Genomic DNA, 26,484 nt, shown 5'->3' on the forward strand with positions numbered 1-26,484 from the left:
CCCGCTCGACTTGCATGTATTAGGCACGCCGCCAGCGTTCGTCCTGAGCCAGGATCAAACTCTCCATTAAAGACCAACCGAAGTTGGTTTATAGAAAGAGCGATAAGCTCATGTTGAAACTGACGAGATAAAAATATCTCTTGTTTGATTTTGCAAGCAAAATCGTTTTACTCACTCGTTGTTCAGTTTTCAAAGATCAAACATCCAATGTCCGCCTCGGCGTTTCTTTCAACCCCTCAGCAACTCTTATAGAGTATCATATTTTCTAGAGTTATGTCAACACTTTTTTTTTCAAAAGTGTTTTTCGCTCTTTCTGATAACACTTGAAGCGACAAGAAATAATATATCATACTTTCTTTATATTGTGCAACTGTTTTTTTAAAAATACTTAGTTAAGTAACAATACACTCGATATAAAGCTCTCTTTGCAGCATTAAGTTAATGATTTCCCCATCTACTTGAATCAACGGACGAGTCGGATGATCTCGATCAGCAAATATAATTTCCCCTGTACGGTTATCATTGAGGCGCACCTTGGTTCCATTATTGAATTGGGTTAACTTATGAATAAAAACTTGTACGACACTTGGGTCCAGCTTTCCAAATGATTCTGACTTGATTTGCTCTAGAACTAGATACGGTGATTGGGCAGGCCGGTATGTTTTCCCTAGAGTCATAGCATGGAATACATCAGCCACTCCAACGATTTTAGCATAAATGTGGATTTGTTCTCCTTTAAGACGCAGTGGATATCCAGTACCGTCCACTTTCTCATGATGCTGAAGAGCTGCCAAACGCACACCTTCGTTAATGGCTTTCACATTTTTAAGCAACTGGTATCCTAGTGATGTATGACTACGTATTTCTTCTTGCTCTTCCCACGTTAGTTTGGAGGGCTTGTACAGAATGACCGGGTCCATTTTAGCGTTCCCTATGTCATGAAGCAATCCAGCAAAAGCCACCTGCATCCAATCCTTTTGAGGTAATCCGATCCATTGTGCAATGGAGTAGGAAGTAAGGGAGGTTAGCACGGCGTTGTGAAAAATATAGTCCACTTCGATCATGGCGGGCGGAGTATAGGTCATTACATTATAGTGCTGAATGTGCACCAGTAAGGACTCCAATTGTCCTCGCAGTTCATATATAGATAAATTAGAGACGAGTACCGATTGAAATGCGTTCTTAACGAGCATCACCATTTTGTCATACTCATCCTGAAATTGTTCAGATTCATCTCGCCCATCTAACGAAGGTCCTTGCGATTCAGATATTCCAGATCGAACAGTCGTAGACTCGCTACTGGATTTTGCAAGATCATCCGTCCCTACCTCAACTTGCTGGATCAGGAACGCCTGTAAAATCTCCAAGTCACGCGGTAGTAGAATGCGCCCTTTCGGTAGCAGCAAGCTGCCCATTTCTGTAAATACATCGCTTTGCAATCTAAGTCCTGCTTTTAATTCGGATACGGGTACAGTTGTCATGGTCAACCTCTCTGTTCTCACAACAGCTGCTCCAGCTGCCAGTTATGATGTCATTATATTACTTGGGAATGATCCTGTACATTCATTTTATGCCATTTAAAGCATACTTGTCTGAATTGGTTAGCCAGAAAAAGAAAAAGACTCCCCGACCAAATAGTCAGAGAGTCTCTTCCATCTAAAATTTAATAACTACTGTTGTTTCCATATTCAGGCTCTTATTCGCCCTCAGAAGATTCTGGGTCGTTACCTTCCGCACCTTCTGTATTCGTTTCGAGAGTTGGTTCAACAGATGATAGAGATGAGCCTTCTCGAGCTTCCCCATCCTCTAATAATTCTTCAAGCAGTTCATCCTGCTCCTCATTCTTGTTCGCTCGACAAACAGTTGCAACCGAATCATCATCGCGAATATTAATCAGCCTTACCCCTTGTGTATTCCGACCCATCGTGGAGATTTCCCCCATGCTAGTCCGAATCAAGGTGCCACTAGCTGTAATGATCATCAGATCCTCTTCGGTTTTTACAACCTTGAGACCGACAACCGGACCATTTTTATCCGTAACATTAATCGTCTTGATCCCCTTACCTCCACGGCTTTGGATACGATAATCCACAACAGGGGTACGCTTGCCATAACCTTTGGCCGTTACAATCAGGATATCCAGGCTGGTATCTACGATGTCCATACCAATTACAGCATCACTCTCATCAAGGTTGATCCCTTTAACCCCTGTAGCGCTACGGCCCATAGACCGTACATCACTTTCAGGGAAACGGATAGACATGCCTTGTGCTGTACCAATAATCATTTCCTGCTGTCCGTCCGTCAGCTTCACTTCGATCAGGGCGTCATCTTCACGCAAGTTAATGGCAATCAAGCCACCTTTGCGGATATTTGCATAGTCGTCAAGTGGTGTCTTTTTAATGATTCCATGCTGGGTCGCAAAGAATAGATAGCTATCCTCCACAAATTCCTCGATTGGAATTACCGCATTAATCGACTCACCCTGTTCAATCTGAATCAGGTTAATAATCGGTGTCCCCCGGGCTGTCCGGCTAAGGTCAGGAATCTCATAGGCCTTAATCCGATATACCTTGCCCTTGTCGGTAAAGAATAACAAATGATGATGTGAATTCGTAATGAACAGATGCTCTACGAAATCCTCATCTTTGGTATCCATACCTACTACACCACGACCACCGCGTTTTTGACTGCGATAGGTAGTAACAGGAAGGCGTTTGATATATCCCGTATGGGTTACAGTAATAATAACATCTTCACGCGGAATGAGGTCCTCATCCAGAATACTCTCTTCACCCACTGTAATTTCAGTGCGACGGTCATCAGCGAAACGTTCCTTAAGTTCATTCAGCTCTTCGCTAATGATGTTGAGTACCAGATGCTCATTCGCCAAAATCTCACGGTATTCCGCAATCTTTTGTATTAGCTCGTTATATTCGTTCTCGATCTTCTCACGTTCCAAACCGGTTAAGCGCTGCAGACGCATATCGAGAATAGCCTGAGACTGCTCAAGAGTGAGCGAGAAACGCTCAATCAGTCCTTCACGAGCTGCTTCTGCAGTTTGGGAAGAACGAATCAAGGCAATAACTTCGTCCAGATGGTCAAGAGCAATGCGCAAGCCTTCCAGAATGTGTGCTCTAGCTTCGGCTTTTTTTAGGTCAAATTCTGTCCGGCGACGAATAACTTCGACCTGATGTTTGAGATAATGATACAAGACATCCTTCAGGTTCAAAATCTTCGGTTCGTTGTTTACAATGGCAAGCATATTAATACCGAAATTCGACTGCATGGCCGTATGTTTAAACAAATTATTCAGAACGACATTCGGGTTCACGTCTCTACGCAACTCGATAACGACACGCATACCCGTACGGTCCGATTCATCCCGAAGATCCGTAATGCCTTCAATACGTTTGTCACGTACTAATTCGGCAATTTTCTCGACTAGACGAGCCTTATTCACTTGGTAAGGCAGCTCATGCACGATAATCCGTGCTTTATTGCCAATCTCTTCTATGGTGGTCTTCGCACGCATGGTCACAGATCCGCGACCAGTCTGGTACGCCTGACGAATACCAGAGCGTCCTAAAATATAACCTGCTGTCGGGAAATCGGGCCCTTGAATATAATCCATAAGTTCCATCGGCGTAATGTCAGGGTTTTCGATCAGTGCTTGTACACCATCGATAACCTCTCCCAAGTTATGCGGAGGAATATTAGTGGCCATCCCGACTGCAATTCCGCCGACGCCATTCACCAGCAAGTTAGGATAACGTGCAGGTAATACGACGGGCTCGCTCTCTTCACCATCGTAGTTCGGCATAAAATCAACGGTCTCTTTGTTCAAATCACGTAGCATTTCCATGGCAATCTTGGACAACCGTGCTTCGGTGTAACGCATCGCAGCCGCCATATCTCCATCCACGGAGCCAAAGTTACCGTGTCCATCCACCAACATATAACGCAAGGAAAAATCCTGCGCCATCCGCACCATCGTATCATATACAGCCGTATCACCATGAGGGTGATATTTACCGATAACTTCGCCGACGATTCTTGCCGATTTTTTGTAAGGCTTATCTGGCGACATGCCTAGCTCGGACATCGCGTACAAAATACGACGGTGTACCGGCTTCAGTCCGTCCCGCACATCAGGCAAGGCACGGCTAACAATAATACTCATGGCATAATCCATAAAGGATTCGCGCATTTCCACTCCGATATCCCTATTGATGATTTGCGAGTTATTTTGATCCGCCATGCTGGTCCTCCTTCTTATCCTTCAATACAATGCTCTCTATGTGAAAAGCCTAACAAGATACTGCCTATACACTCCGCTCTCTGCGCAGGATTTTGGCTGAAATCCTCATCTGTGTAATTATATTACTTTCACAAAAAGAGCACAATTAAACGCATCTGTCCTCTTTACAGCGTAAATCCCTCGTCATTCTCTTTCTGCGTGTAGCAGATTGCTATCTCTTGTACAACTCACAAGCCCTGATTATAACAAATTCCCCAGAGCTGGGGATTAGCCCCCACCCTAAGGGCCTTTTCCACATACAATACGTATACGGTCAGGGTTCACTTAGCAAAATTCCGAAAAACGCCGTATTTCTCTATTATATCATTGTTTTACGCGCTTGTCCTTTAGTTTCCCTTGTTTTGTCAAACTGTTGCGGATTCCAAGTACATGACTCATATTTCGAAAAGAAAGGGATGAGATTACTTGTCTATTCAGCGAGTATCCAGTAAGTGGACCAAAACAAATGCCATTCTCCCCAATCCGACATTGGCGGCTTATGTACCAGAAACACGGTTGTACACATTTGATCACTTGAACGAAATGTTGGCCGTGTATGGTACTGTCTATATTAAGCCGGATAACGGTACTTATGGAAAAGGGGTTATGCGGGCAGAGAGGCTGACAGAGCCGCTTCCGCCGACAGAAGAAGGAATTATCGAAGAGAGAACTTGGTATGTGCTTCGCTATGAAGTAGATACCTTCACCTTCGAAAGTCTAGAAGATCTGCATAAAGTGGTTTCTTCCCGCATACGAAAACGTCCATATCTGATCCAGCGTGGAATTCCACTTCTTCAGCATGAAGCACGCCCTTTCGATCTGAGGGTATTAACCCAGATGAATTTGAGACACCAATGGGAAACAACGCTTATTGTAGGACGCGTAGCTGCTCCTGACAAAGTCGTCACCAATCATCACAGCGGTGGAACAACGCGCTTTTTCAATGAGCTGGTCGCTCCATACATGGATGTAAAGGAAGCTGTACGACTGGAGCAAAAATTATCAAAAATGGGCGAACGGGTAGCCTGGCAGTTGCAAAAAAGATACCCACGTTTAAGGGAAATTGGATTAGATGTGGGACTGGATCAGCAAAATTATCCGTGGATTCTGGAGGTTAATACGAGACCAGCAATTAAGGTGTTCTCTTCCCTTCCAAACAAAAGCCTCTATCATAAAATATTCAGATATGCAGTAGGCTACGGCCGGTACTCTTCATCCACGGGTAAAACCATACGCTCTAAGAAAAAAGCCTAAAACAATGAGTTCAAATATTCAAATACACCCGGGCTGGTTAATGAGAAGAAAAGGGACGCCCATTTGGGCGCCCCTTGTGAACTCTTACAAAACACTACCTAATGAGCACGTAATACAGCCACTAGGAAGGAACATCACACATTAAAAATCAAGATTTTTCACGTACTTCGCATGTTCTTGGATAAAGTCACGACGAGGTTCTACATTATCACCCATCAAGGTATTGAACAGTGTATCAGCCAACATCGCGTCACTGACAGTTACCTGAAGCATAGTACGACTCTCAGGGTCCATCGTAGTTTCCCAAAGTTGGGTCGCATTCATCTCACCCAAGCCTTTATAGCGCTGTACATTGTATTTCGCGTTTTCTCCAAATTCCCTGATGATCTCATCACGTTCCGCCTCGGAGTTCGCATAACGTACAACTTTGTTACGCTCCACTTTGAATAGTGGTGGCTGAGCAATATAAATATAGCCTGCATCAATGATTTTACGCATGTACCGATAGAAGAACGTCAGCAACAACGTACGAATATGGGCACCATCGACATCCGCATCTGTCATGATAATGACCTTGTGATAACGGGCTTTGGCGATGTCAAAGTCGTCTCCGATCCCTGTACCCATTGCTGTTACCATCGACCGGATTTCATCACTGGACAAAATACGGTCCAAGCGTGCCTTTTCAACATTCAGGATTTTACCGCGAATCGGCAAAATAGCTTGAAAGTGACGATCACGACCCTGCTTGGCAGATCCTCCTGCTGAGTCACCTTCGACGATGTACAGCTCACTAATCGAAGCATCCTTAGAGGAGCAATCCGCCAGCTTGCCTGGGAGCGAACTGATTTCCAGCGCACTTTTACGACGTGTAAGCTCACGCGCTTTACGCGCTGCTTCCCGGGCACGTGCTGCTTGTAAGGATTTATCAACCACCCGGCGGGAAACAGACGGATTTTCCTCTAGGAATTCCTGGAGTTTCTCTGCGAATAGGGATTCGACAATCCCTCGCACCTCACTGTTACCAAGCTTTGTCTTGGTCTGACCCTCAAACTGTGGTTCTGGAATTTTGACGGAGATAATCGCCGTCAATCCTTCACGCACATCGTCACCGGTCAAGTTGGCGTTGTTGTCCTTAATCAAGCCATTTTTACGTGCATAATCGTTAATAATACGGGTTAATGCACTCTTGAAACCTGATTCGTGAGTTCCGCCCTCATGGGTGTTGATGTTGTTGGCAAAAGAATAAATATTCTCGGTATAGCTGTCGTTATATTGCAATGCCACTTCGACTTGAATCATATCACGCGAGCCTTCGACATAAATCGGCTGTTCATGCAGCGCTTCTCTTTTTTGATTCAAAAATTGCACATATTCACTGATTCCGCCCTCGTAGTGAAATGTATCGCTGGCGCCCGTCCGTTCATCAGTCAAGCTGATTGCAATACCTTTGTTCAGGAAAGCCAACTCACGAATCCGCGTCTGGAGCGTATCATAGTCATATACGGTCGTTTCTGTAAAGATTTGATCGTCAGGATAAAAAGTCGTTTGGGTACCCGTCTCGTCTGTGTCACCGATGACTCTGACATCATACTGCGGAGCACCACGATGATATTCCTGCTCATACAGATGTCCGTCCCGTTTAACATGAACGATCATTTTGCTGGAGAGGGCATTTACTACGGATACACCAACCCCGTGCAGACCACCGGATACCTTGTACCCTCCGCCTCCAAATTTACCACCTGCGTGAAGCACGGTCATAACGACTTCCAGCGCAGATTTTTTCATTTTGGCGTGTTCACTTACTGGAATACCGCGACCGTTATCTGTAACGGTAATGCTATTGTCTTCGTGAACGACAACTTGAATGCTGTCACAGTAACCCGCCAGCGCTTCGTCAATGCTGTTGTCCACAACTTCCCAGACCAAATGATGGAGACCTTTGGCGCTCGTGGAGCCAATATACATCCCGGGACGTTTCCGAACCGCTTCCAGGCCCTCAAGGACCTGAATCTCGCCCGCATCATAAGACGGTTGATTCATAGACATGCCTTTCACCTACTTCTATAAGATTCTATGGTTAAGCATTGGCAACAAACTGGTTTGCCCGCTTTTTGAGTGTTGTTGAGGAGATGGGGGAATAATACACCGTATTCTGAGTCACTACGATGGACTTGGCTTCCTCTTCGCCAATCATCTCGACATGCTTCTGCTGTTGGGCGTGGTTCACGTATTGCTTGGAGATTTTAGAGGATTTTTCAATCGAGATATCGAAAATAGCCACAAGCTCTGAAGAGCGGATGATTTTTTCTCCACCCAGATGAATATACATAGCGGTCACTCACTCCTTAGTGTTCCACATGCCCGTCGTGGACGTGATAAATATTGGCATTCTTGAGTCGTTCTGCGTTCAAAGTCTCAACCCCGGTTGCCGTGATAAAGGTCTGTACCTTGCTTTGGAAAGTCTCGATCAGCTGAGTCTGACGATAGGGGTCCAGCTCGGACAAAACATCATCCAGCAGCAGGACAGGATATTCACCAATTTCTTCATGAATTAACTCTATTTCGGCCAGCTTCAAGGACAGGGCCGTCGTCCGCTGCTGCCCCTGCGAGCCATACGTATGCACTTCTCTGCCGTTAATGGCAAAGGCCAAATCATCACGATGGGGTCCCGCCAAAGTCATGCCACGGCGGATTTCCTGTTCCCTCATTTGGGATAACTTTATCATAAATCGCTCCAATAAGACAGCTTCATCTTCTTCCTCTGGCTCACTGAAGGAGGGAACATAGGTTAATTTTAACTCTTCTGTCCCACCTGCAATCCCTTCATGAATGGCCTGAGCCCACTTTTGTAGCTTTGTTATAAATTGTTTCCGCTTTTTAACAATTTTAACACCATGCTCAACAAGTTGCTCATTCCATACCTCCAGCATCAGCTGCACTGACGCCATATCCTTACCCCAAGCTTGCTTGAGCAGGTTATTTCGCTGCACCAATACTTTCTGGTATTGCTGCAAATGATACAGATATCCTGGCGCAACCTGTCCAATTTCCATGTCAAGAAACCGGCGGCGAACCCCCGGTGTTCCTTTGACGATTTCGAGATCCTCAGGTGCAAACATGACCACATTTAACGAACCGATAAAATCGCTCAGTTTTCGCTGCTCCAGTCCGTTGATCTTTGCTTTTTTGCCTTGTGTGGATAACGCGAGATCCAGTCTGATTTTCCCGTATTTTTTATCCACATCCGCAGCTAGGTGAGTGGAAGTAGCCCCGAAAGAGATTAACTCCTTGTCGCGGGACGTTCGATGACTTTTGGTTAAAGCCAGTACAAAAATCGCCTCTACCAGATTCGTTTTGCCCTGCGCATTTTGTCCGATCAGCAAATTAACGGGCCCAAATTCATTCAGCTCCAGCTGTTCATAGTTCCGGTACTGCTGCAAAACAATGTTGTTCACAAACACATAGGGTCCCCCTTGTTACTCCGTACCTAAAAGGAGTCCTTGCCACCCAGGCGATCATGCTCCTGCTGTAACTTCGAAACTTCCGTTGTCCTCTACTTCTACGGTATCACCCGGGTACAGTTTTCTTCCACGACGTTCTTCCGGTTCACCATTCACACGGACTTGTCCCTCTTGCAGCAGGGCTTTAGCCATGCCTCCTGTGGATACACAATCGGCTAATTTTAAAAATTGATCGAGCTTGATGTATTCGGTCTGTATAGATATCTGTTTCAAGGCTTGTTCATCCTTTCGCTTGTCCTCGGGTGGTTAACGCTAAACGTCAGTTGGTTGTGCGATATGGCAGGATGATATACAGCGCATTGCTGGAATCTGCCGGTTTTAAAATAATGGGACTCATAATGCCGGTAAAAGCAATTGTCAGCTGCTCGCTGTCAATCACCTTGAGCACGTCGAGCATGTATTTGGAGTTGAACGAGATTTTGAGCGGCTCTCCCTCAAATTTGGACACCGTTACTTCCTCACGCACTTTGCCAAGCTCAGAGGAACTAGAGGAAATTTCCAAACCTCCATTTTCCAGCGACTGCATTTTTACAATATTCGTTTTTTCCTCACGGGACAGCAAATAAGCACGGTCAATAGACTCACTTAAACTTTTTGTATCCACAATCAGTTCTGTTTTGTAGGAGGTCGGAATAATTCTAGAAGTATCCGGATAGGTGCCGTCCAAGATGCGGGAATAAAATAGCACACGATCTACTTTGAATAATACCTGATTGTCCGCTACTACGATATCCACAAGCATATTTTGATCCGGAATAATTCTGCTCAGCTCATTCAGCGTTTTGCCCGCAATGACAACATTGCTAAAGCGCAAGCCTTCAGACGTCTCCAAATGAGCGCTGCGGGTGGCAAGGCGGTGGCGGTCCGTTGCCACAAACTTTAGTTCTCCCTCAGCCAGATTCCACAACACGCCGGTTAAAATCGGTGTCGTTTCGTGGGTGGAAATGGAGAACACCGTCTGTTTAATCATATTTTTAAGTAAATCTCCTGGCACAGAGATGACTTGATTTTCTTCAATGTTGGGAAGCACCGGGAATTCTTCAGGGTCCAAGCCAACAATCTGAATTTCAGTTGCACCGGACGAGATAAAGGTTTGGAATTGGTCTTTTACCTCCATACGGATCTCCTGCGACGGCAACTTTTTGATAATTTCGACAAAGAATTTGGCAGGCAGCACAACACTACCGGGTTGTTCGACCTGAACGACAGTTTGGTCACCATCCTCCATCGGAATAAAGGATTGAATGGAGATGTCTGTATCGCTGGCGGTCAGCGTTACTCCCTGGTGATTCACATCCAGCTTAATACCACTCAGAATTGGAATCGTAGTCCGACTTGATATCGCTTTGGATACATGTTGTATAGCCTCGTTCAAAACGTTTTTCAGAATGCTGATCTTCATAAGTTCCTCCTACGGGTTTTAATCCTTCAAGCACGCGTTGACGCGGGCCTTATTTAGGTGATGTATATCTTTAAAATATATTAGTAATAGTAATAGGCGCACTGAATATGTGGATAAGTCACTGTAAACCTAATAAAATCAAGCCTATCCACATGTGTATAAATTGTGTATAGGCTCTGAACTTGTTCAGGTTGGATTTTTGATTTTTTCTATTAGGTTGTTGATAACTTTAAACAGATCCTGATCCACTTGAATGGATTTGGAGATTTTTTCGTGCGCATGAATGACAGTCGTATGATCACGCCCACCGAAAGCTTCGCCGATTTTCGGCAAAGAATAGTCGGTTAGCTCACGAGACAGGTACATGGCAATTTGTCGTGGAAAAGCTACAGCCTTCGTCCGCTTACGCGCTTTAAAATCCTCCAGCCGTAGATTGTAAAATTCCCCGACTTGATGCTGTATATCCTGAATCGTGATCATTTTTGGACGGCTGGACGGGATAATGTCCTTCAACGCTTCAGCCGCAAGATGACTTGTTACATCCTGATTTGTTAAGGAAGAATAGGCGACAACGCGTATTAGCGCCCCTTCCAGCTCACGGATGTTCGTATCAATTTGATTAGCGATATACATCATGGCCTCATTGGGAATATCCAGGTTTTCCGCACGTGCCTTTTTCCGAAGAATAGCAATTCTTGTCTCCAGATCCGGCGGCTGAATATCCGTAATAAGTCCCCACTCGAAGCGAGAGCGCAGCCGTTCTTCCAGCGTTGGAATTTCTTTAGGCGGCCGATCGCTTGAGATTATAATCTGCTTGCGTTCCTCATGAAGCGCGTTGAACGTGTGGAAAAATTCCTCCTGCGTCGATTCCTTGCCCGCAATGAATTGAATATCATCAATGAGCAAAATATCAATGTTGCGATATTTATTCCGGAAACTTTCCCCGCGGTTGTCCCGGATGGCATTAATGAATTCATTCGTAAACTTCTCCGACGATAAATAAACGACCTTGCTGGTCGGATTGTGCTCCAAAATATAGTGCCCGATAGCGTGCATCAGATGCGTTTTTCCCAGCCCCACACCACCGTATAAAAACAGCGGATTGTAAGCTTTGGCCGGCGCCTCGGCGACGGCCAGCGATGCCGCATGGGCAAAACGGTTCCCCGATCCGATGACGAATGTATCGAATGTATATTTGGGATTCAGCATATGGGACACAGCTTCTTCATGAACGACCGGCTGCTGCTGAGGTTGTTGCTGAAGGTCGACCTCGGCGGGCTTGTTCTCTTCAATAACGAACTTGACCTCTAGCTGTTTGCCCAAAATTTCATAAACCGTTGCTCCGACTAGCTTGGTATAGCGGCTTTCAAGCCATTCCACGGCAAAAGTTGTCGGTGCAGAAATCACAATGGAGTGGTCATTTAGTTTCGCTGCCTTGGTAGCCTTAAACCAAGTGTCGTAACTCGGCTTACTCAGCTTGGTTTGTATAATGGATAGAATTTGCTGCCATAGTTCAGAGGTATGGCTGTCCACAGACGTCACTCCTTTTAAATCCTGACATTTTACCGAATTAAGCTGCAGAGAGCTGCTCTCGGCGCTTCGGCAAAACGCCTAAAATCCCAAAAATGTTGTTGAAGGCCATAAAAAGACATACCGCCGCCTAAATCATGCGGCAGTGTGGTGAGAGAACGCAGCACAAAATGACCCTGAAAAATAGCTAATGGAAATTCCGCTGCTGATCAGCAGAAGAGAGGCGATATTTCTCAGGAGGGAATGTGCGGCACGATCCGTTCTCTTGATCCCGCAGGCCAAAACGGGACTGCAATATGTCGAAATCAAATGAAAAATGTAGAATATATCCCCAGAATCCCAAATCCGCACAAAAATAAAAAGATGGATAAATTGAACTTGTTCACAACTTTATCCACAGGGTGTTGATAATATGGAGGGTAAAACAACATATTCACATTCAAAAGTAATATCATCATAGCAAAAGAAGCCTTGTATTTCAATGACTGGTGGTTATTTATCCACAAATTCAATCTGTTGTGTACAATTTTTATTCACAACACAAGATATTGTTTATAATTTGTTCAGTTTTCGACAATAACTCTTTTTTACTCTAAAATGTTATGCACAGGTTATGACCATTTAAATCACAATTCAGTTCTTTTTGTGGATCTGTGTATAACAGCTGTTGCCTTTTGGTCACAGAGACTTATTTTTCTGTTGAAAATTTCCGGTAACGTTTCCGACATTATTTTTGAACGAACCTGATAACGTCGATCTGATAAATAGGATGGACTCAAGTTGAAGAATGAATAAATGTAAAAAGAGCAGTTTTTGGAGGAGTGATAACTACAAATAGAATGCTGATGATGGAGGAGAGGCGTAAGAATTTTTATGAAATAAGGGAATAAAAGAGTGAAGTGAGTGAGCGGGGTGAAGGAGAGGAGGATTCCTGAATGTGAAAAAGAGGGAGAGGATTCACAAGTACATTGACTTTAGCCGCTATTTGTGGTTAAATGTACAAAGGTGTTTTTTGTGGAGATTGCTACGTTAGGTATATTCCATATAAAACGTATTCCTTGTAAGGAGGTGCAGCACAATGAGACCGACTTTCAGACCGAATGTCAGCAAACGTAAAAAAGTTCACGGCTTCCGTAAAAGAATGAGCACGAAGAATGGCCGTAAAGTTTTGGCAGCTCGTCGCCAAAAAGGTAGAAAAGTATTGAGTGCGTAATGCGTGCATAAAGACCACTACGGTGGTCTTTTTTTTCATAATTGAGGTATTCAGGGATCGGATCCCTTCTTCTATTGTTGTAAAAATGTAGTGAAAGAAGTGGGAGAAGTCCAGCATCCTGTCCTATATAAGATGAAGCTTTTGAAAACGGATATAAAATAAGCGAGATTACCATGTTGGAATGTTGTCCATACTTCGTACTATATAAAAGGTATAGGTTAGCTTACCGACATGTGTAAAAGAGATGAGCAAGGAGAAGCGCCGTGCAAAAAAAATTGCGTCTACGAAACCGGGCGGACTTTGGGCGCGTATACCGCCATGGCAAATCTTTTGCCAACCATCAGTTTGTGGTGTACTGGTTCCGCCGCAGAGAGGTAGAGCAGTTCCGCGTCGGAATTTCGGCCAGCAAGAAGATCGGCAATGCAGTAGTTCGCAACCGGATGCGTAGAATCGTTAAGGAAATTGTGCGCCATCATGAGCATGAATTGGTGGAGCAGATTGACCTGATTTTTATCGTTCGTAAGGGTGCGGTTACAATGTCGTATCAAGAGCTGGAGAAAAGCGTGCTGCACGTTCTACGCAAAGCCTCGCTGCTCAAGTCTTCACGCCGATAGTCAGTATCTTTGTCCTACAGGATATGGTATGATTTACGTTGGAATGGATTGGTTAAGAAAGGGGTTATGAAGTGTCGCGTTTGAAGACTCAACGGGGAAAATGGTTCCTCCTGATTGCCTTATTGGCACTTGTTGCTGTGCTGTCCGGATGTGCCCAGACGGCCCACAATTCTTACACGACGGCAGACTTGGCCAATGGATCGTTTTGGCAAAGATATGTCGTTTACTGGTTTTCGTATGCGTTAGATACATTTGCCCAATGGTTCTCTGGAGAGTATGGCCTGGCCGTACTGATTCTGGTGATTATCGTGCGAACCATTATTTTGCCGCTTACACTCAAGCAAGTACGTAGTTCCAAAGCTATGCAGGCCATTCAGCCGCAATTAAAAGAAATCCAAGCGAAGTACAAGGATACGCCTGAAAAAGTCCAGCAAGAGACGATGAAGTTGTTCCAGGAAAATAAGGTCAACCCGATGGCTGGCTGTCTTCCTTTGGTAGTACAGATGCCAATTTTCATCGCGCTTTATAATGCCATTTATTATAACTCGGCATTGCGGGATCATGACTTCTTGTGGCTCCAGTTAGGTAAACCGGATCACTTGTTTATCCTGCCGATTTTGGCAGCGATTACGACATTTGTCCAAACCTGGATGATGATGAAAATGAATCCGACGCCGCAGCAGGGACCAATGCAATTTTTGCTGTACGTCTACCCGGTGCTGATTCTGTTCATGTCGTACAACTTCCCATCCGCTTTGCCGTTGTACTGGTTCTACAGTAATATTTACACGATCATTCAAAACTATTTCCTTTATCGGAATAAGGATAAAGAAGCAGCACTGGCGAATGTGAAAACAGCCAGTCTCGCGAAAACTGGTTCCTCCAATAGTAAGAAAAAAGGTGGTAAAAACACGAAGGGGGCTAAAAAGTCGAGATGACCAAAGTCGTGACATCAGGAAAAACCGTTGAAGATGCTGTAAGACAAGGACTCTCCCAGCTGGGAGTAAGCCGTGAACGGGTAACCGTAAGCGTGTTGGAACAGCCGTCAAAAGGATTCCTGGGGTGGCTCGGGGTCAAGAAGGCGAAGGTGGAGCTTACGCTGCTCTCTGAGCCGTCTCCTGAAACCACACACGCGGTTGAACCTCATGTATCGGCTCAAGCACCTTCTAGCGTGGGACAGGCTTTATCAGAAGAAACTGGGCCTGTTGCACAGGAAACACAGATGAACATGGAAGCACCCTCGGGACATATAGGTCCTTATGAAGAGGCGGTGCGTTTCATCCGTGAAACAGCAGTAGGAATGGGACTGGACGTTAAAGTTGATGTCCGCCACCGCAAGGATGAAAGTACACTGGATATCTCCGGTCCGTCACTCGGTATGTTGATCGGCCGCAGAGGACAGACATTGGATGCATTACAGTACCTGACGAATATCGTTGCCAACCGTCATTCTGACAAATTCATCCGAATTGTGCTGGATGCCGAGCAATTTCGTGCACGTCGGCAAAAAACGCTGGAGGATTTGGCAGATCGGTTAGCGAACCAGGCTATTCGTTATGGCAAGGAAGTGGTACTGGAGCCAATGCCGTCACAGGAGCGGAAGCTGATTCATGCCAAGCTCCAACAGCATGCGCTGGTTAGAACATACAGCAAGGGGGACGAGCCCAATCGGCGCGTCGTCATTGCTAAAAAATAATCCGACGCAATGGCTCTCTGCAAGATGCAGAAGCCATTGCTTTTTTTCTTATATTTCTCGCTGAAACGGCTGCCGTCCTTGATGAAGGACGGCAATGTCGTTTCTACTTGATAGGAGGTAGAAACTTTATGCTGAGCGATACTATAGCTGCCATTGCAACGGCTGTCGGCGAGGGCGGCATTGCGGTTGTACGGGTCAGCGGTCCAGAAGCGGTCACGGAAGTGGAGGCTTTGTTCCGTAGTAAAACGCCTCTAAGCAAGGCTCCAACTCACACAGTACATTATGGACATATTATAGATCCTCAAAGCCAGGAAAAGGTGGAGGAAGTTTTAGTTACAGTGATGCGGGCGCCACGCTCTTTTACGACAGAAGATGTCGTGGAAATCAGCACTCATGGTGGGGTCGTAGCCGTCAAACGGGTGATGGATTTACTATTGCAGCAAAATATACGTCTGGCTGAGCCAGGTGAATTTACGAAACGTGCTTTTCTGAATGGTCGTATTGACCTGAGTCAGGCGGAGGGTGTTATTGACTTAATTCGCTCCAAATCAGATAAAGCCTTTTCGGTGGCTTTGAAGCAGGTGGATGGACAACTATCCCAGAATATTCGTCGCTTGCGTCATGTTTTGGTGGAGACACTTGCTCATATTGAAGTGAACATTGATTATCCTGAGCATGATGTTGAATCTTTTACATCTGACTTAATCAAGGATAAAAGCAGTCAGGTCATGACGGAAATTGATCGGCTGTTGCATACGGCGGAGCAGGGAAAGATTTTGCGTGAAGGGCTGACTACAGCGATTGTTGGAAGGCCAAATGTGGGCAAATCGTCACTGCTGAACACATTGGCTCAGGGTGAGCGGGCAATTGTGACCGATATTCCGGGCACAACCCGTGATGTTATTGAGGAATATGTGACGATTAATAGTATTCCGCTCAAGCTGCTGGATACAGCTGGGATTCGTGAAACGATGGACGTAGTGGAACGGATCGGAGTAGAACGTTCGAGAACGGCGGTTAGTGAAGCGGATCTGTTGCTCATCGTCATTAACGCCAACGAACCACTGCATGAGGATGAAATGGCATTAATGGAACAAATCCGCGGTAGACAAGCGATTGTCATTATGAATAAAATGGACTTACCGGCTCAAGTAGACCGGGATTTGTTGCTGCGTTATGTTCCCGAAGAGCTTATCGTACCGATGTCTGTGAAGGAAAATGAGGGAGCGGACCGACTGGAGCAGGCTATATCAAATTTATTCTTTAGCGGTAAGCTGGAATCAGCGGATATGACATATGTCAGCAACGTACGGCATATTGCTTTGTTGAAGAAGGCGCGCCAATCGCTGGTAGATGCCTATGAAGCCGCTGATCAATTTGTTCCGATCGACATGATCCAGATTGATGTAAGGCTGGCATGGGAGCATTTGGGTGAGATTGTAGGCGATACTGCGCATGATGCGCTAATAGATCAAATATTTTCACAATTTTGTCTAGGCAAATAGAGCTTTCAAGCATGGCTGATATAAGCCTGCTATCGTTATAAATATACAAGAGCATATTCGGCGTGAAGTCCGGAATGTATAAGGAGGTAAGAAAGGTATGGGTTACCAAGGAGGCGACTATGACGTAATTGTCGTAGGTGCGGGCCATGCGGGCGTAGAATCAGCCTTGGCAGCAGCACGGATGGGCTGTCGCACGTTGATGATCACAATTAACCTAGATATGGTCGCGTTCATGCCCTGCAACCCGTCTATTGGCGGTCCTGCAAAAGGGCATGTGGTGCGAGAAATTGATGCACTGGGCGGCGAAATGGGTCGAAATATCGATAAGACGTTTATCCAAATGAGAATGTTGAATACTGGTAAAGGCCCGGCGGTTCATGCATTGCGTGCACAAGCAGACAAGTTTTCTTATCAGCATGCGATGAAGGAAACGATGGAAAAGGAACCGAATCTGACCTTACGCCAAGGTATGGTTGAAGAGTTGATTATGGAAGACGGCCATTGCGTAGGTGTAATTACGAAGACGGGCACAGAGTATCGAAGTAAAGCAGTTGTCCTGACCACAGGTACTTATCTGCGCGGAAAAATCATTATGGGCGAGCTGATGTATGAGAGTGGTCCGAACAATCAACAGCCCTCGTTGAGATTGTCTGAGCATTTGAGAGAGCTGGGTTTTGATCTGGTTCGATTTAAGACAGGAACGCCGCCACGCGTGCACAAGGACACGATTGATTTTAGTAAAACGGAAATACAACCGGGTGATGACCAACCGAAGTTCTTTTCTTATGAAACGAAGTCTTCGGATAATGAACAGCTTCCTTGCTGGCTGACATATACTTCAGTAGAAACACATCAGATTATTAATGATAACTTGCACCGTGCGCCCATGTTCTCTGGTCTGATTGAAGGAACGGGACCACGTTATTGCCCATCTATTGAAGATAAAGTGGTACGTTTCAGTGATAAGCCTAAGCACCAAATCTTTTTGGAGCCTGAAGGTAAAAACACATCTGAATACTATGTCCAGGGCTTGTCGACCAGCTTGCCAGAGGATGTGCAATTAGCTGTGCTGCGTTCGATTCCGGGGATGGAAAAGGTAGAGATGATGCGCAATGGCTATGCTATTGAATATGATGCAATGGTGCCTACACAGTTATGGCCTACTTTGGAAACGAAGAAAGTCCCAGGCTTGTTCACAGCAGGTCAGATTAACGGTACCTCCGGTTACGAAGAAGCTGCGGGTCAAGGGATTATGGCAGGGATTAATGCAGCTCGCAAGGTGCAGGGCAAAGAGCCCGTCGTGCTGGACCGTTCGCAAGGCTACATTGGGGTTCTGATTGATGATCTGGTGACGAAGGGGACGAATGAGCCTTATCGTCTGCTGACGTCGCGTGCAGAATACCGTCTGTTATTGCGTCATGATAACGCGGACCTGCGATTGACTCCGATTGGGCATGATATTGGCCTAATTACGGATGAACGATACGAGCGCTTTTTGGATAAAAAGCAAAAGGTAGAGCAAGAGATTGAACGTTTGCGCTTGGCGAAGGTTCGTCCGGTTGATATAAATGAGATGCTGGAGCAAGGCGGATCTGCACCAATACAGGATGGCAGTAATTTGTTAACGGTGCTGCGTCGACCAGAGATCAGTTATGCGCAAGTAGCACAAATCTCACCTTCACCTATAGCTCTTACTGAGGAAGAACAGGAGCAGGTGGAAATCCAAATTAAGTATGCGGGCTACATTGAAAAGCAATTGATGCATGTTGAGCGTCTGCAAAAGATGGAGAAGAAGAAGCTCCCAGAGGATATTGTATACAATGAAGTTCAAGGACTGGCCATTGAAGCCAAGCAGAAACTTGAAAAGATCCGTCCGATGTCGATTGGCCAAGCATCCCGTATTTCGGGTGTAACTCCTGCGGATATTTCCATTTTGCTGGTTTATCTGGAGCATTATAACCGCGTAACGGCAGCAAGGGGATCATAATGGACGCGATACAACAGCAATTTAAGCAGCGGCTGGCAGAGCATAGTATTGTGATTAATGACAGTCAGTTAGAGCAGTTTGAAACATATTACCGTGTGCTGGTTGAGTGGAATGAAAAAATGAACCTGACGGGTATTACTGAGCGCGATGCAGTGTACACCAAGCATTTTTATGATTCTCTTTCCCTGGCCTTTTATGTTCCGTTAAATGATGTGGGAAGCCTGGCTGATATTGGGTCAGGTGCAGGTTTCCCGGGCATTCCTTTGAAAATATGCTTCCCACAGATTCAGTTGACTATTGTAGACTCGTTGAACAAACGTATACAATTCTTGGCACATGTGGTAGAACAGTTGGGTTTGGAAGATGTTGAACTGATTCATAGCAGGGCAGAGGAATTGGGGCGTAAACCAGGATACCGCGATAGCTATGATCTAGTGACAGCCAGAGCTGTTGCTCGTCTCGCAGTATTGAATGAATTTTGTTTGCCGTTTGTCCGTGAAGGAGGACACTTTGCCGCGATGAAGGGCAGTGATCCTACAGAGGAAATCAAGGAAGCTTCCTACAGCTTGAAAGAGCTAAAGGGAAAAATCAAACATGTTCAGGCCTTCCAGCTACCTGTTGAAGATGCAGCCAGACATATGATTATTATTGAGAAAAGAGCGGCGACACCACGAAAATATCCACGTAAGCCGGGTACTCCTTTGAAGTCGCCGTTAGTGTAAATGTTTGAAAGAAAGTGAATGTTTCACGTGAAACATTCACTTTTTTTATGGCTGATAGACCCTTTACATAAAAGGCTCTTTGCTAACCTGCGTTCTTGTTTACATTTGGGGAGGAAGATGGATATTTAGTTATCAAAGAGGATGCATAATTTATTCTCTGATCCTTCCGAAAAGCTGGTAGAGACGATAGGATTATGGCTGGAAAAGTGATAGAATAGAGATAATCGTTTTAATGTAAGTTGACTGCTCCTGTACCCATGAATTCAGATATACATATAGGGGAGTGGGACAACAATTGTCAGGGGAGTACGTGGAGTGTACCCGCTTACGGCGCTGTTTCATATAAAAGGGTCTACGATCCGCGTAAGGAACTGTTTTTCACGAAGCGCTGTTAGTATGGTGCTATTATGAAATTAGGTGGTATTATACGGAATGAAAGAACAATTTTCCAAGCTATTTGGTTTGACGGAGCGATCTACTGGGGACGAAATAAAACAAATTCCAGTTCGGGATATTGTCAGCAGTCCTTATCAGCCCCGCACCATATTTGACGACGAGAAGATTGATGAGCTATGCCAGACCATTAAGACGCATGGTGTAATTCAACCGATTGTCGTTCGTTTCCGTAATGGACAATATGAGATTATAGCAGGGGAACGTCGTTGGAGAGCTGTCACCAAGCTGGGTATGGAAACTATTCCAGCCATTGTTCGTGAGTTTAATGATTCACAAGCTGCATCCATCGCGTTGATTGAGAATCTTCAACGGGAAGGGTTAACTGCGATTGAAGAGGCTGTAGCTTACCAAAAGCTGATTGATCTACACCAGCTCACCCAGGAAAGCCTCGCTCAACGACTTGGCAAAAGCCAATCCACTATTGCTAACAAGATACGGCTGCTTCATCTGCCGGAGAGAGTGAAAGAGGCTCTAATGGAACGGAAGGTGTCCGAGCGTCATGCTCGTGCATTATTGTCATTAGAGACCGAAGAACTACAGTACAAGGTTTTAGATGAAGTGATTGCCAAGGAACTCAATGTGAAGCAGACAGAGGCAAGAGTTGCCTTTTATAAACAAGTATCCACCAATAAGAAATCGAAGCGGATTTCCTTTACCAAGGATGTCCGGCTTGCGCTGAATACGATTCGTCAATCCATTGATATGGTGTCTGGCTCAGGCTTGGATATCAAAACCAAGGAATCTGATCATGAGGATCACTATGAGATTGTCATTCAAATTCCCAAACGTAAGTAAGGGATGAAGCGTACAGGCGGCAGCAATTGCCGCTTTTTCTGTCTAACGCCGAATAAAACCGCAGCATACTCAATTCTATTCTGAAATTGCCGTTATCCGTAAGTTAAGGACTAAGTAACGTCTCCATAGAGCGTTTTGTAGTTATGGAGTGTAGCAGGATTCCGATTAAATTATGAGGTGAATGAAGTGTCAAAAATAATAGCCGTAGCCAATCAAAAGGGCGGAGTAGGCAAAACAACTACTTCCGTTAATTTGGGCGCCGGACTTGCTTCCCTCGGCAAAAGGGTATTGCTCGTGGATATCGACCCGCAAGGTAATACAACCAGCGGTGTGGGTATCAATAAGGCGGACGTGGCAAATTGCATTTATGATGTACTCATTAACGAGGTTGATCCTAGCGAAGCTATTATGAGTACACAGGTTGAGGGATTGGATATTATTCCGGCAACCATTCAGTTAGCAGGCGCGGAAATTGAACTGGTGCCGACCATTTCTCGCGAATTGAGATTAAAAAGATCGCTTCAACTCGTTAAGCATAATTATGATTATATATTAATTGATTGCCCGCCATCGCTGGGTATTTTGACGCTTAATTCATTGACGGCTTCCGATTCAGTTATTATTCCAATCCAGTGTGAATATTACGCATTGGAAGGATTAAGTCAATTGTTGAATACCGTGCGATTAGTGCAAAAACATCTGAACACCTCATTGCAAATTGAAGGTGTGTTGTTAACCATGTTTGATGCCCGCACGAACTTGGGTATTCAGGTGATTGAAGAAGTGAAAAAGTATTTTCAAAGCAAGGTTTATCAGACGATTATTCCACGCAATGTGAGACTCAGCGAAGCACCATCACATGGCCAGTCCATTATTACGTATGATCCCCGTTCTCGTGGGGCAGAGGTATATATTGAGTTGGCAAAGGAAGTGGTATCTTATGAGTAAACGGTTGGGAAAAGGACTTGATGCACTCATTCCCTCCCTTACAGTCAATGAAGAGGATAAGGTTGTTGACATTCCGCTCAGCCAGTTGCGTGCGAATCCGTACCAGCCTCGAAAAACGTTTGATGAAGAGTCCATTAAGGAATTAGCCGAATCCATTCGTCAGCACGGTGTTATCCAACCTATTATTGCACGTAGTGTATTGCGAGGATATGAAATCATAGCCGGGGAAAGGCGGTTTCGGGCGTCTCAATTTTGTGGGAATCCGACTATACCTGTGGTTGTTCGCAATTTTACGGATCAGCAGGTGATGGAGATTGCCCTGATTGAGAATTTGCAGCGTGAGAATTTGAATGCAATGGAAGTGGCAGTAGCTTATCAGGGATTAATGGATCAATTTTCTTTAACTCAGGAAGAGTTGTCCATGAAAGTGGGAAAATCACGTTCTCATATTGCTAATTTCCTTCGTTTGCTCGCATTGCCTGAAGAAGTTAAAGATCATGTTTCACGTGGAACATTGTCTATGGGACACGCTAGAGCTATTGTTGGGCTCAAAGATCCAGACATGGTGAAACAGTTAGCACAGCAATGTATTGAACAGCAGTGGAGTGTTCGCGAACTGGAGGAAGCTGTACAGCAGTTGGATCATAAGCCTGGTGAGGCGAAAGCCAAAACAAAGGTACGAAAAAAGGACCCCTATATTGACCATATGGAAGAGTCCCTGCGTGAACGCTTTAAAACAACTGTAAAGATCAAGCACAATAAGGATAAAGGCAAAATTGAATTGAATTATTACAGCCAGCAGGATTTGGAAAGATTACTGGAGCTATTACAGTAGTTTGTTGAAATATGGACATGTCTCCTTGAGCAAAATGGAAAGTGAGATATGTCTTTGCTTTGTCTGGAATTGCAGGAATTAGAATGGTTTTGATGGATAAACTAATAGCCTTGTGTTATTTGTTTCGCTGTTCTCAAACATATAAAATATAAGTATGCAGTAACATGATTTTTGAGGTAGAGGAGTAGAAGCAAGCATATGGCTGAATTGAATGGACTAATCATGGAACAGCTTGCCGGAATCGTTGCAGGGATCGTGCTTATTTTGCTCATCCTGTTGATTGTTATTATCGTGCAGGGTGCAAAGCTGAAGAAGATGCGGCGAAAGTATGAAACCATGATGGCAGGCAGCGGTGTCGAGAATTTGGAAACGCTGCTGATTGATTTGAAGGTACAGATGGATACGATTGAGGATGAGCAGGAAACCCATCGTGCAAGTATGAAATCACTACGCAGCAAACTGACTGGCTTGAAGGGACATATAGGCATTAAACGCTATAATGCCTTTGGTGAGAGAGGAAGCGATTTAAGCTTTTCTCTGGCTATTGTAGACGACAATCAGGATGGGATGGTATTAACCGGCATTTATAACCGAGATGGTTCATATGTGTATGCCAAGCCTCTGGAGGCGGGAAAATCCACCTATTCCTTATCACCTGAAGAAAAAGAAGCCGTTACTCTTGCGCAGCAAGCAGGACAGAACGGTAATGCCACTCCTTAATCGCGGAGTATAGGCTGCCAGCAATAATATCTGATAATTTCATTACCAAATTTAGTCTCGTATTTTGCAGCACGAAGTATTCCATGAAGCCGCCGACGTTAACGATACCAGTCAAATGGATATCGCCGACCGGCGGTAATTCTTTATTTACACCTGCTCCCGGCTTGAGAGGGCCTTCTGAAACCTGAATGCATCCAACACTGGAGGTTTGTCCAAGACATGCATCTATGCCAATGATATAAGGCTGTTCATATCGGTCTTGTATGCCGTTCAGCGTCGTTTGCAGGTTCATGGCATGTACAGGCTCCTCTAATGTACCGTATAGGTTAAACAGAGGGCTTTTGTAACGTGATAAATGCGTACCTACGAGCGGGCCCAGGCAATCTCCAGTGGAACGGTCGGTGCCGATGCAAATAATGACGATATTTTGCAGACTCGGCGCCTGGTGCAGATGGAACAGCAGACGATGGATGATGGCTGATTGGATCCCGGGGTCTGTGTGTGATATTTTTAAGCTTAGGGGTTCTTGCCCCGGAATGAAGTCAGATGGATGAGTCATGGAATCTTCCTTTCGTTCTGTAATGGAGTGTGCGGGTTATGCTCGCTGTACCTTGGAGAATAACAATTAGCCTGCGGGTAACATTTATGCTCAAGATAGTAGCTAGTATATGGATAAACTTATGCTTTTATACTCGAAGGAAGTAGATTATTCATAGCCATATGTTTGAAGTCAGTAGATAAGCTTATATAGTAGGAAATAGAATTCGGGAAGCAGGAAGAGTAGTTCCCTTGTTTAAGGAGGAGTACAGCATGACCTTTATACATTGGTTAACCGGTAATGTAGGTACGGATGACGTAGTGAAAGATGCGATTCACTGGAAGGATGCTGTATGGAAATGGCTTACTGATAGTGCGATGTGGTCAACCCTTTTGTTTGTGATTTTGAAAATAGCGATTATTTTTATCATCACACGTATCTTTATTCGAGTTATTAATAAAATTATAGATAAGTCGATGCAACAAAAAGGAGATAACGGCAGGTTCCGATTGAATACAAGGCGGTTAACGACTGTTGGGGAACTACTGAAAAATGTAACCAATATTGTATTTAATTTTATCTTAATTATGCTGGTGCTATCTCAAATGGGTATTAATCTTGGCCCTCTGATTGCTGGAGCTGGAGTGCTTGGATTGGCCGTTGGTTTTGGGGCACAGAGCTTGGTTAAGGATGTAATTACCGGATTCTTTATTATTTTTGAGGATCAATTTGCCGTAGGAGACGTCATTCAGACAGGTACTTTCAAGGGTACAGTGGAAATGATCGGGCTGCGTACAACCAGACTGGTGAGCTGGAAAGGTGAGGTGTACATTTTACCAAACGGCTCAATTACAACGGTAACGAACTTCTCCATGTCCAACGCACTGGCAGTAGTGGATGTGCCAATGAAGGCCGAGCGGAGCCTGGAGGAAGCAGTTGGTCTGGTAAAACAGGCAATCGAAGGCATTGAGGAGTCCAATGTACAGATACTTAATATACCAGATGTGTTAGGGGTTCAGTCCATGACTACCTCAGAGTATATTGTGCGTGTTGTGGCAGAATGTATGCCAAACACAGGGGCCGTGGTAGAGCGTGATATTCAGAATAACATCAAGAAGGCCCTAGAGGATGAGGAACATCGTCAGGCCGCCTTGGAGACGGCGATAACCCTAGAAAAAGAAGATGAACAAGGAAGAAAAGGGGGAGAGAAGGGTGGAGCGTAAGTCATTTGAACTAGGGGACATTGTACAGATGAAGAAGCCTCATCCGTGTGGAACGAATGAAATGGAAATTATCCGCATGGGGATGGATATTCGAATCAAATGTGTCGGTTGCCAGCATAGTGTGCTAATTCCACGTGCCAAGTTCGAAAAGAATATGAAGAAGGTGTTGCGCTCAAAGGCTAACGCCGACGAGCAGAATATGGAGACGAATTAAGCCAAGAAAAATGAATGGTGATGAACAAGAATCAGCTTGCGTCGGAGTTGCAATGATGATATAATTATCCTTGCTGCGGAAAGGTACCCAAGAGGTCTAAGGGGGCTGACTCGAAATCAGTTAGGCGTCGCAAGGCGTGCGTGGGTTCGACTCCCACTCTTTCCGCCACTAACTTCATTAAATAAACCAATCTCTTACGTCTGTGACGTAAGGGATTTTTTGGTATATGGAAATAAACGATCATAAGACTATGATAAAGTGAACCTCTTGTGGATATGGGACAACCATGAGAGAGAAGAGGTAACCCCTTTATTTAACGATATTGAAGAAACGATTACAAATCTATTGGGGGATGAATAAGGCGTTATAGCAGAAAAATGCTCCTGACAGCGGGGAAATTATTGCCGTTAGGAGCACTCTTTTGTTATAGCTGGTTAGGCGGGTAATGATAGCGTTTTGTTTTTTTTGAGCCAGAGATCATCAGAAGGATCGCTGCAATCAAATGGAGAGCCCAGCCTACAAAGGGTATCCAGGCCAGCAAAGAAGTGAGTACTCCCCATACGGATCCGTAGATCGCCTCCTGATTGCGTAACGACAGAATAAGTGTTACTGCGTGCAGGACAAGCATAAATCCCAGAGCCGAGTAGCCGGTCCCCATGACAATAGCTCCCCCCACAATCGGTACGGCAAGCACCAATTCGAATATACCTGATATCCACTTTAATATTCGAGAATAACTCATCTTTAAACCTCCGTAGATAGTAGGTCTTTGTACTTGGATATATTCTAGCAGAAGGAGCTGAATTAATCTGCATTTTACCAGGATATGCAAAAAGTCCGATAATGCAACAAAGGAGGACCACAAAGGTCCTCCATCGTAGGCGATACATTTTTAACAGGATACGATCTGTCCAATCACATCATGAAACTCGGTGTACTGACAAGCAATACCGTGTTGAAAAGACAGTGTCCTTTTACACAAACCTAACGCTTCTAATGCCCGGA

Annotated in this window: 24 protein-coding genes, 1 tRNA gene and 1 rRNA gene; 15 read left to right on the forward strand and 11 right to left on the reverse strand. The window is 44.9% G+C overall.

What is annotated here, in order from left to right; all coding sequences use genetic code 11:
* From C1T21_RS21610 to gyrA, 3 genes are all read right to left on the reverse strand, one after another.
* Positions 1-70, reverse strand: a 16S ribosomal RNA gene (locus C1T21_RS21610); the annotation flags it as partial.
* 322 nt (positions 71-392) lie between these two features.
* Positions 393-1,481 (reverse strand): HD-GYP domain-containing protein, encoded by a 1,089-nt coding sequence (locus tag C1T21_RS21615; protein ID WP_103049699.1) that lies wholly within the window; start codon positions 1,479-1,481, stop codon positions 393-395.
* Positions 1,482-1,696: 215 nt separating this feature from the next.
* Positions 1,697-4,261 (reverse strand): DNA gyrase subunit A, encoded by a 2,565-nt coding sequence (gene gyrA / locus C1T21_RS21620; protein WP_103049700.1) that lies wholly within the window; start codon positions 4,259-4,261, stop codon positions 1,697-1,699.
* Positions 4,262-4,726: 465 nt separating this feature from the next.
* On the opposite strand from gyrA, the gene C1T21_RS21625 reads away from it, so the two are divergent.
* Positions 4,727-5,554 carry a YheC/YheD family protein gene (locus C1T21_RS21625; protein WP_103049701.1) on the forward strand — a complete coding sequence of 276 codons (828 nt, stop codon included), beginning with the start codon at positions 4,727-4,729 and terminating at the stop codon, positions 5,552-5,554.
* Between the two features lie 141 nt (positions 5,555-5,695).
* Here the strand turns inward: C1T21_RS21625 and gyrB are convergent, their stop codons facing one another.
* The 6 genes from gyrB to dnaA all read right to left on the reverse strand — a co-directional run bounded on the left by gyrB (position 5,696) and on the right by dnaA (position 12,016).
* Positions 5,696-7,606, reverse strand: a complete 1,911-nt coding sequence (gene gyrB, locus C1T21_RS21630; protein WP_061830445.1) for a DNA topoisomerase (ATP-hydrolyzing) subunit B — start codon at positions 7,604-7,606, stop codon at positions 5,696-5,698.
* Between the two features lie 31 nt (positions 7,607-7,637).
* On the reverse strand, positions 7,638-7,889 hold the full coding sequence (remB, locus tag C1T21_RS21635; RefSeq protein ID WP_007433255.1) for an extracellular matrix regulator RemB: 252 nt from the start codon (positions 7,887-7,889) through the stop codon (positions 7,638-7,640).
* A gap of 16 nt (positions 7,890-7,905) precedes the next feature.
* Positions 7,906-9,021 carry a DNA replication/repair protein RecF gene (recF, locus tag C1T21_RS21640; protein WP_103049702.1) on the reverse strand — a complete coding sequence of 372 codons (1,116 nt, stop codon included), beginning with the start codon at positions 9,019-9,021 and terminating at the stop codon, positions 7,906-7,908.
* A gap of 54 nt (positions 9,022-9,075) precedes the next feature.
* Complete coding sequence (gene yaaA, locus C1T21_RS21645; RefSeq protein ID WP_023986416.1) at positions 9,076-9,294, reverse strand: S4 domain-containing protein YaaA; 219 nt, start codon at positions 9,292-9,294, stop codon at positions 9,076-9,078.
* A gap of 46 nt (positions 9,295-9,340) precedes the next feature.
* A complete protein-coding gene (dnaN, locus tag C1T21_RS21650; RefSeq protein ID WP_029518977.1) occupies positions 9,341-10,483 on the reverse strand; it encodes a DNA polymerase III subunit beta in 1,143 nt (380 codons plus the stop codon).
* 186 nt (positions 10,484-10,669) lie between these two features.
* Entirely contained in the window at positions 10,670-12,016 is a 1,347-nt protein-coding gene (gene dnaA / locus C1T21_RS21655; RefSeq protein ID WP_103049703.1) for a chromosomal replication initiator protein DnaA, read from the reverse strand.
* 1,075 nt (positions 12,017-13,091) lie between these two features.
* Here dnaA and rpmH point away from each other — a divergent pair.
* The 11 genes from rpmH (at position 13,092) to C1T21_RS21710 (ending at position 23,504) form a co-directional block, all read left to right on the forward strand.
* Positions 13,092-13,226: a 50S ribosomal protein L34 gene (gene rpmH, locus C1T21_RS21660; RefSeq protein ID WP_007433250.1), complete on the forward strand. Its 135-nt coding sequence runs from the start codon at positions 13,092-13,094 to the stop codon at positions 13,224-13,226.
* 263 nt (positions 13,227-13,489) lie between these two features.
* Positions 13,490-13,840, forward strand: a complete 351-nt coding sequence (rnpA, locus tag C1T21_RS21665; RefSeq protein ID WP_013312817.1) for a ribonuclease P protein component — start codon at positions 13,490-13,492, stop codon at positions 13,838-13,840.
* Between the two features lie 71 nt (positions 13,841-13,911).
* On the forward strand, positions 13,912-14,778 hold the full coding sequence (locus C1T21_RS21670; protein WP_013312816.1) for a YidC/Oxa1 family membrane protein insertase: 867 nt from the start codon (positions 13,912-13,914) through the stop codon (positions 14,776-14,778).
* Positions 14,775-15,536: an RNA-binding cell elongation regulator Jag/EloR gene (jag, locus tag C1T21_RS21675; RefSeq protein WP_103049704.1), complete on the forward strand. Its 762-nt coding sequence runs from the start codon at positions 14,775-14,777 to the stop codon at positions 15,534-15,536. Before C1T21_RS21670 ends, jag begins: the two co-directional genes overlap by 4 nt.
* A 128-nt stretch (positions 15,537-15,664) precedes the next feature.
* Positions 15,665-17,041, forward strand: coding sequence for a tRNA uridine-5-carboxymethylaminomethyl(34) synthesis GTPase MnmE (mnmE, locus tag C1T21_RS21680; protein WP_103049705.1), 1,377 nt, complete (start codon positions 15,665-15,667; stop codon positions 17,039-17,041).
* Positions 17,042-17,138: 97 nt separating this feature from the next.
* Positions 17,139-19,028, forward strand: coding sequence for a tRNA uridine-5-carboxymethylaminomethyl(34) synthesis enzyme MnmG (gene mnmG / locus C1T21_RS21685; RefSeq protein WP_103049706.1), 1,890 nt, complete (start codon positions 17,139-17,141; stop codon positions 19,026-19,028).
* Positions 19,028-19,750: a 16S rRNA (guanine(527)-N(7))-methyltransferase RsmG gene (gene rsmG / locus C1T21_RS21690; protein WP_103049707.1), complete on the forward strand. Its 723-nt coding sequence runs from the start codon at positions 19,028-19,030 to the stop codon at positions 19,748-19,750. Before mnmG ends, rsmG begins: the two co-directional genes overlap by 1 nt.
* A 432-nt stretch (positions 19,751-20,182) precedes the next feature.
* Positions 20,183-21,001, forward strand: a complete 819-nt coding sequence (gene noc / locus C1T21_RS21695) for a nucleoid occlusion protein (RefSeq protein ID WP_013312811.1) — start codon at positions 20,183-20,185, stop codon at positions 20,999-21,001.
* A 186-nt stretch (positions 21,002-21,187) separates the two neighbouring features.
* Positions 21,188-21,949, forward strand: coding sequence for a ParA family protein (locus C1T21_RS21700; protein ID WP_013312810.1), 762 nt, complete (start codon positions 21,188-21,190; stop codon positions 21,947-21,949).
* Positions 21,942-22,784 (forward strand): ParB/RepB/Spo0J family partition protein, encoded by an 843-nt coding sequence (locus C1T21_RS21705; RefSeq protein ID WP_013312809.1) that lies wholly within the window; start codon positions 21,942-21,944, stop codon positions 22,782-22,784. The genes C1T21_RS21700 and C1T21_RS21705 overlap by 8 nt, the downstream gene beginning before the upstream one ends.
* A 198-nt stretch (positions 22,785-22,982) precedes the next feature.
* Complete coding sequence (locus C1T21_RS21710; RefSeq protein ID WP_103049708.1) at positions 22,983-23,504, forward strand: DUF4446 family protein; 522 nt, start codon at positions 22,983-22,985, stop codon at positions 23,502-23,504.
* On the opposite strand, the gene yyaC is transcribed toward C1T21_RS21710, so the two are convergent.
* A complete protein-coding gene (yyaC, locus tag C1T21_RS21715; protein WP_103049709.1) occupies positions 23,458-24,063 on the reverse strand; it encodes a spore protease YyaC in 606 nt (201 codons plus the stop codon). The genes C1T21_RS21710 and yyaC overlap by 47 nt on opposite strands.
* A gap of 251 nt (positions 24,064-24,314) precedes the next feature.
* Between yyaC and C1T21_RS21720 the strand changes: the two genes are divergently transcribed.
* From C1T21_RS21720 to C1T21_RS21730, 3 genes are all read left to right on the forward strand, one after another.
* Positions 24,315-25,265, forward strand: coding sequence for a mechanosensitive ion channel family protein (locus C1T21_RS21720; protein WP_103049710.1), 951 nt, complete (start codon positions 24,315-24,317; stop codon positions 25,263-25,265).
* Positions 25,255-25,479, forward strand: a complete 225-nt coding sequence (locus C1T21_RS21725; protein WP_103049711.1) for a DUF951 domain-containing protein — start codon at positions 25,255-25,257, stop codon at positions 25,477-25,479. The genes C1T21_RS21720 and C1T21_RS21725 overlap by 11 nt, the downstream gene beginning before the upstream one ends.
* Positions 25,480-25,556: 77 nt before the next feature.
* Positions 25,557-25,647, forward strand: a tRNA-Ser gene (locus tag C1T21_RS21730).
* 256 nt (positions 25,648-25,903) lie between these two features.
* Here C1T21_RS21730 and C1T21_RS21735 read toward each other — a convergent pair.
* The gene (locus tag C1T21_RS21735; RefSeq protein ID WP_013312804.1) at positions 25,904-26,221 is read right to left on the reverse strand and encodes a hypothetical protein; all 318 of its coding nucleotides are present in this window, start codon (positions 26,219-26,221) and stop codon (positions 25,904-25,906) included.
* Positions 26,222-26,484 lie beyond the last annotated feature (263 nt).

Origin of the sequence: Paenibacillus sp. F4 (assembly GCF_002894905.1) — a bacterium.
Taxonomy (GTDB): domain Bacteria; phylum Bacillota; class Bacilli; order Paenibacillales; family Paenibacillaceae; genus Paenibacillus; species Paenibacillus polymyxa_B.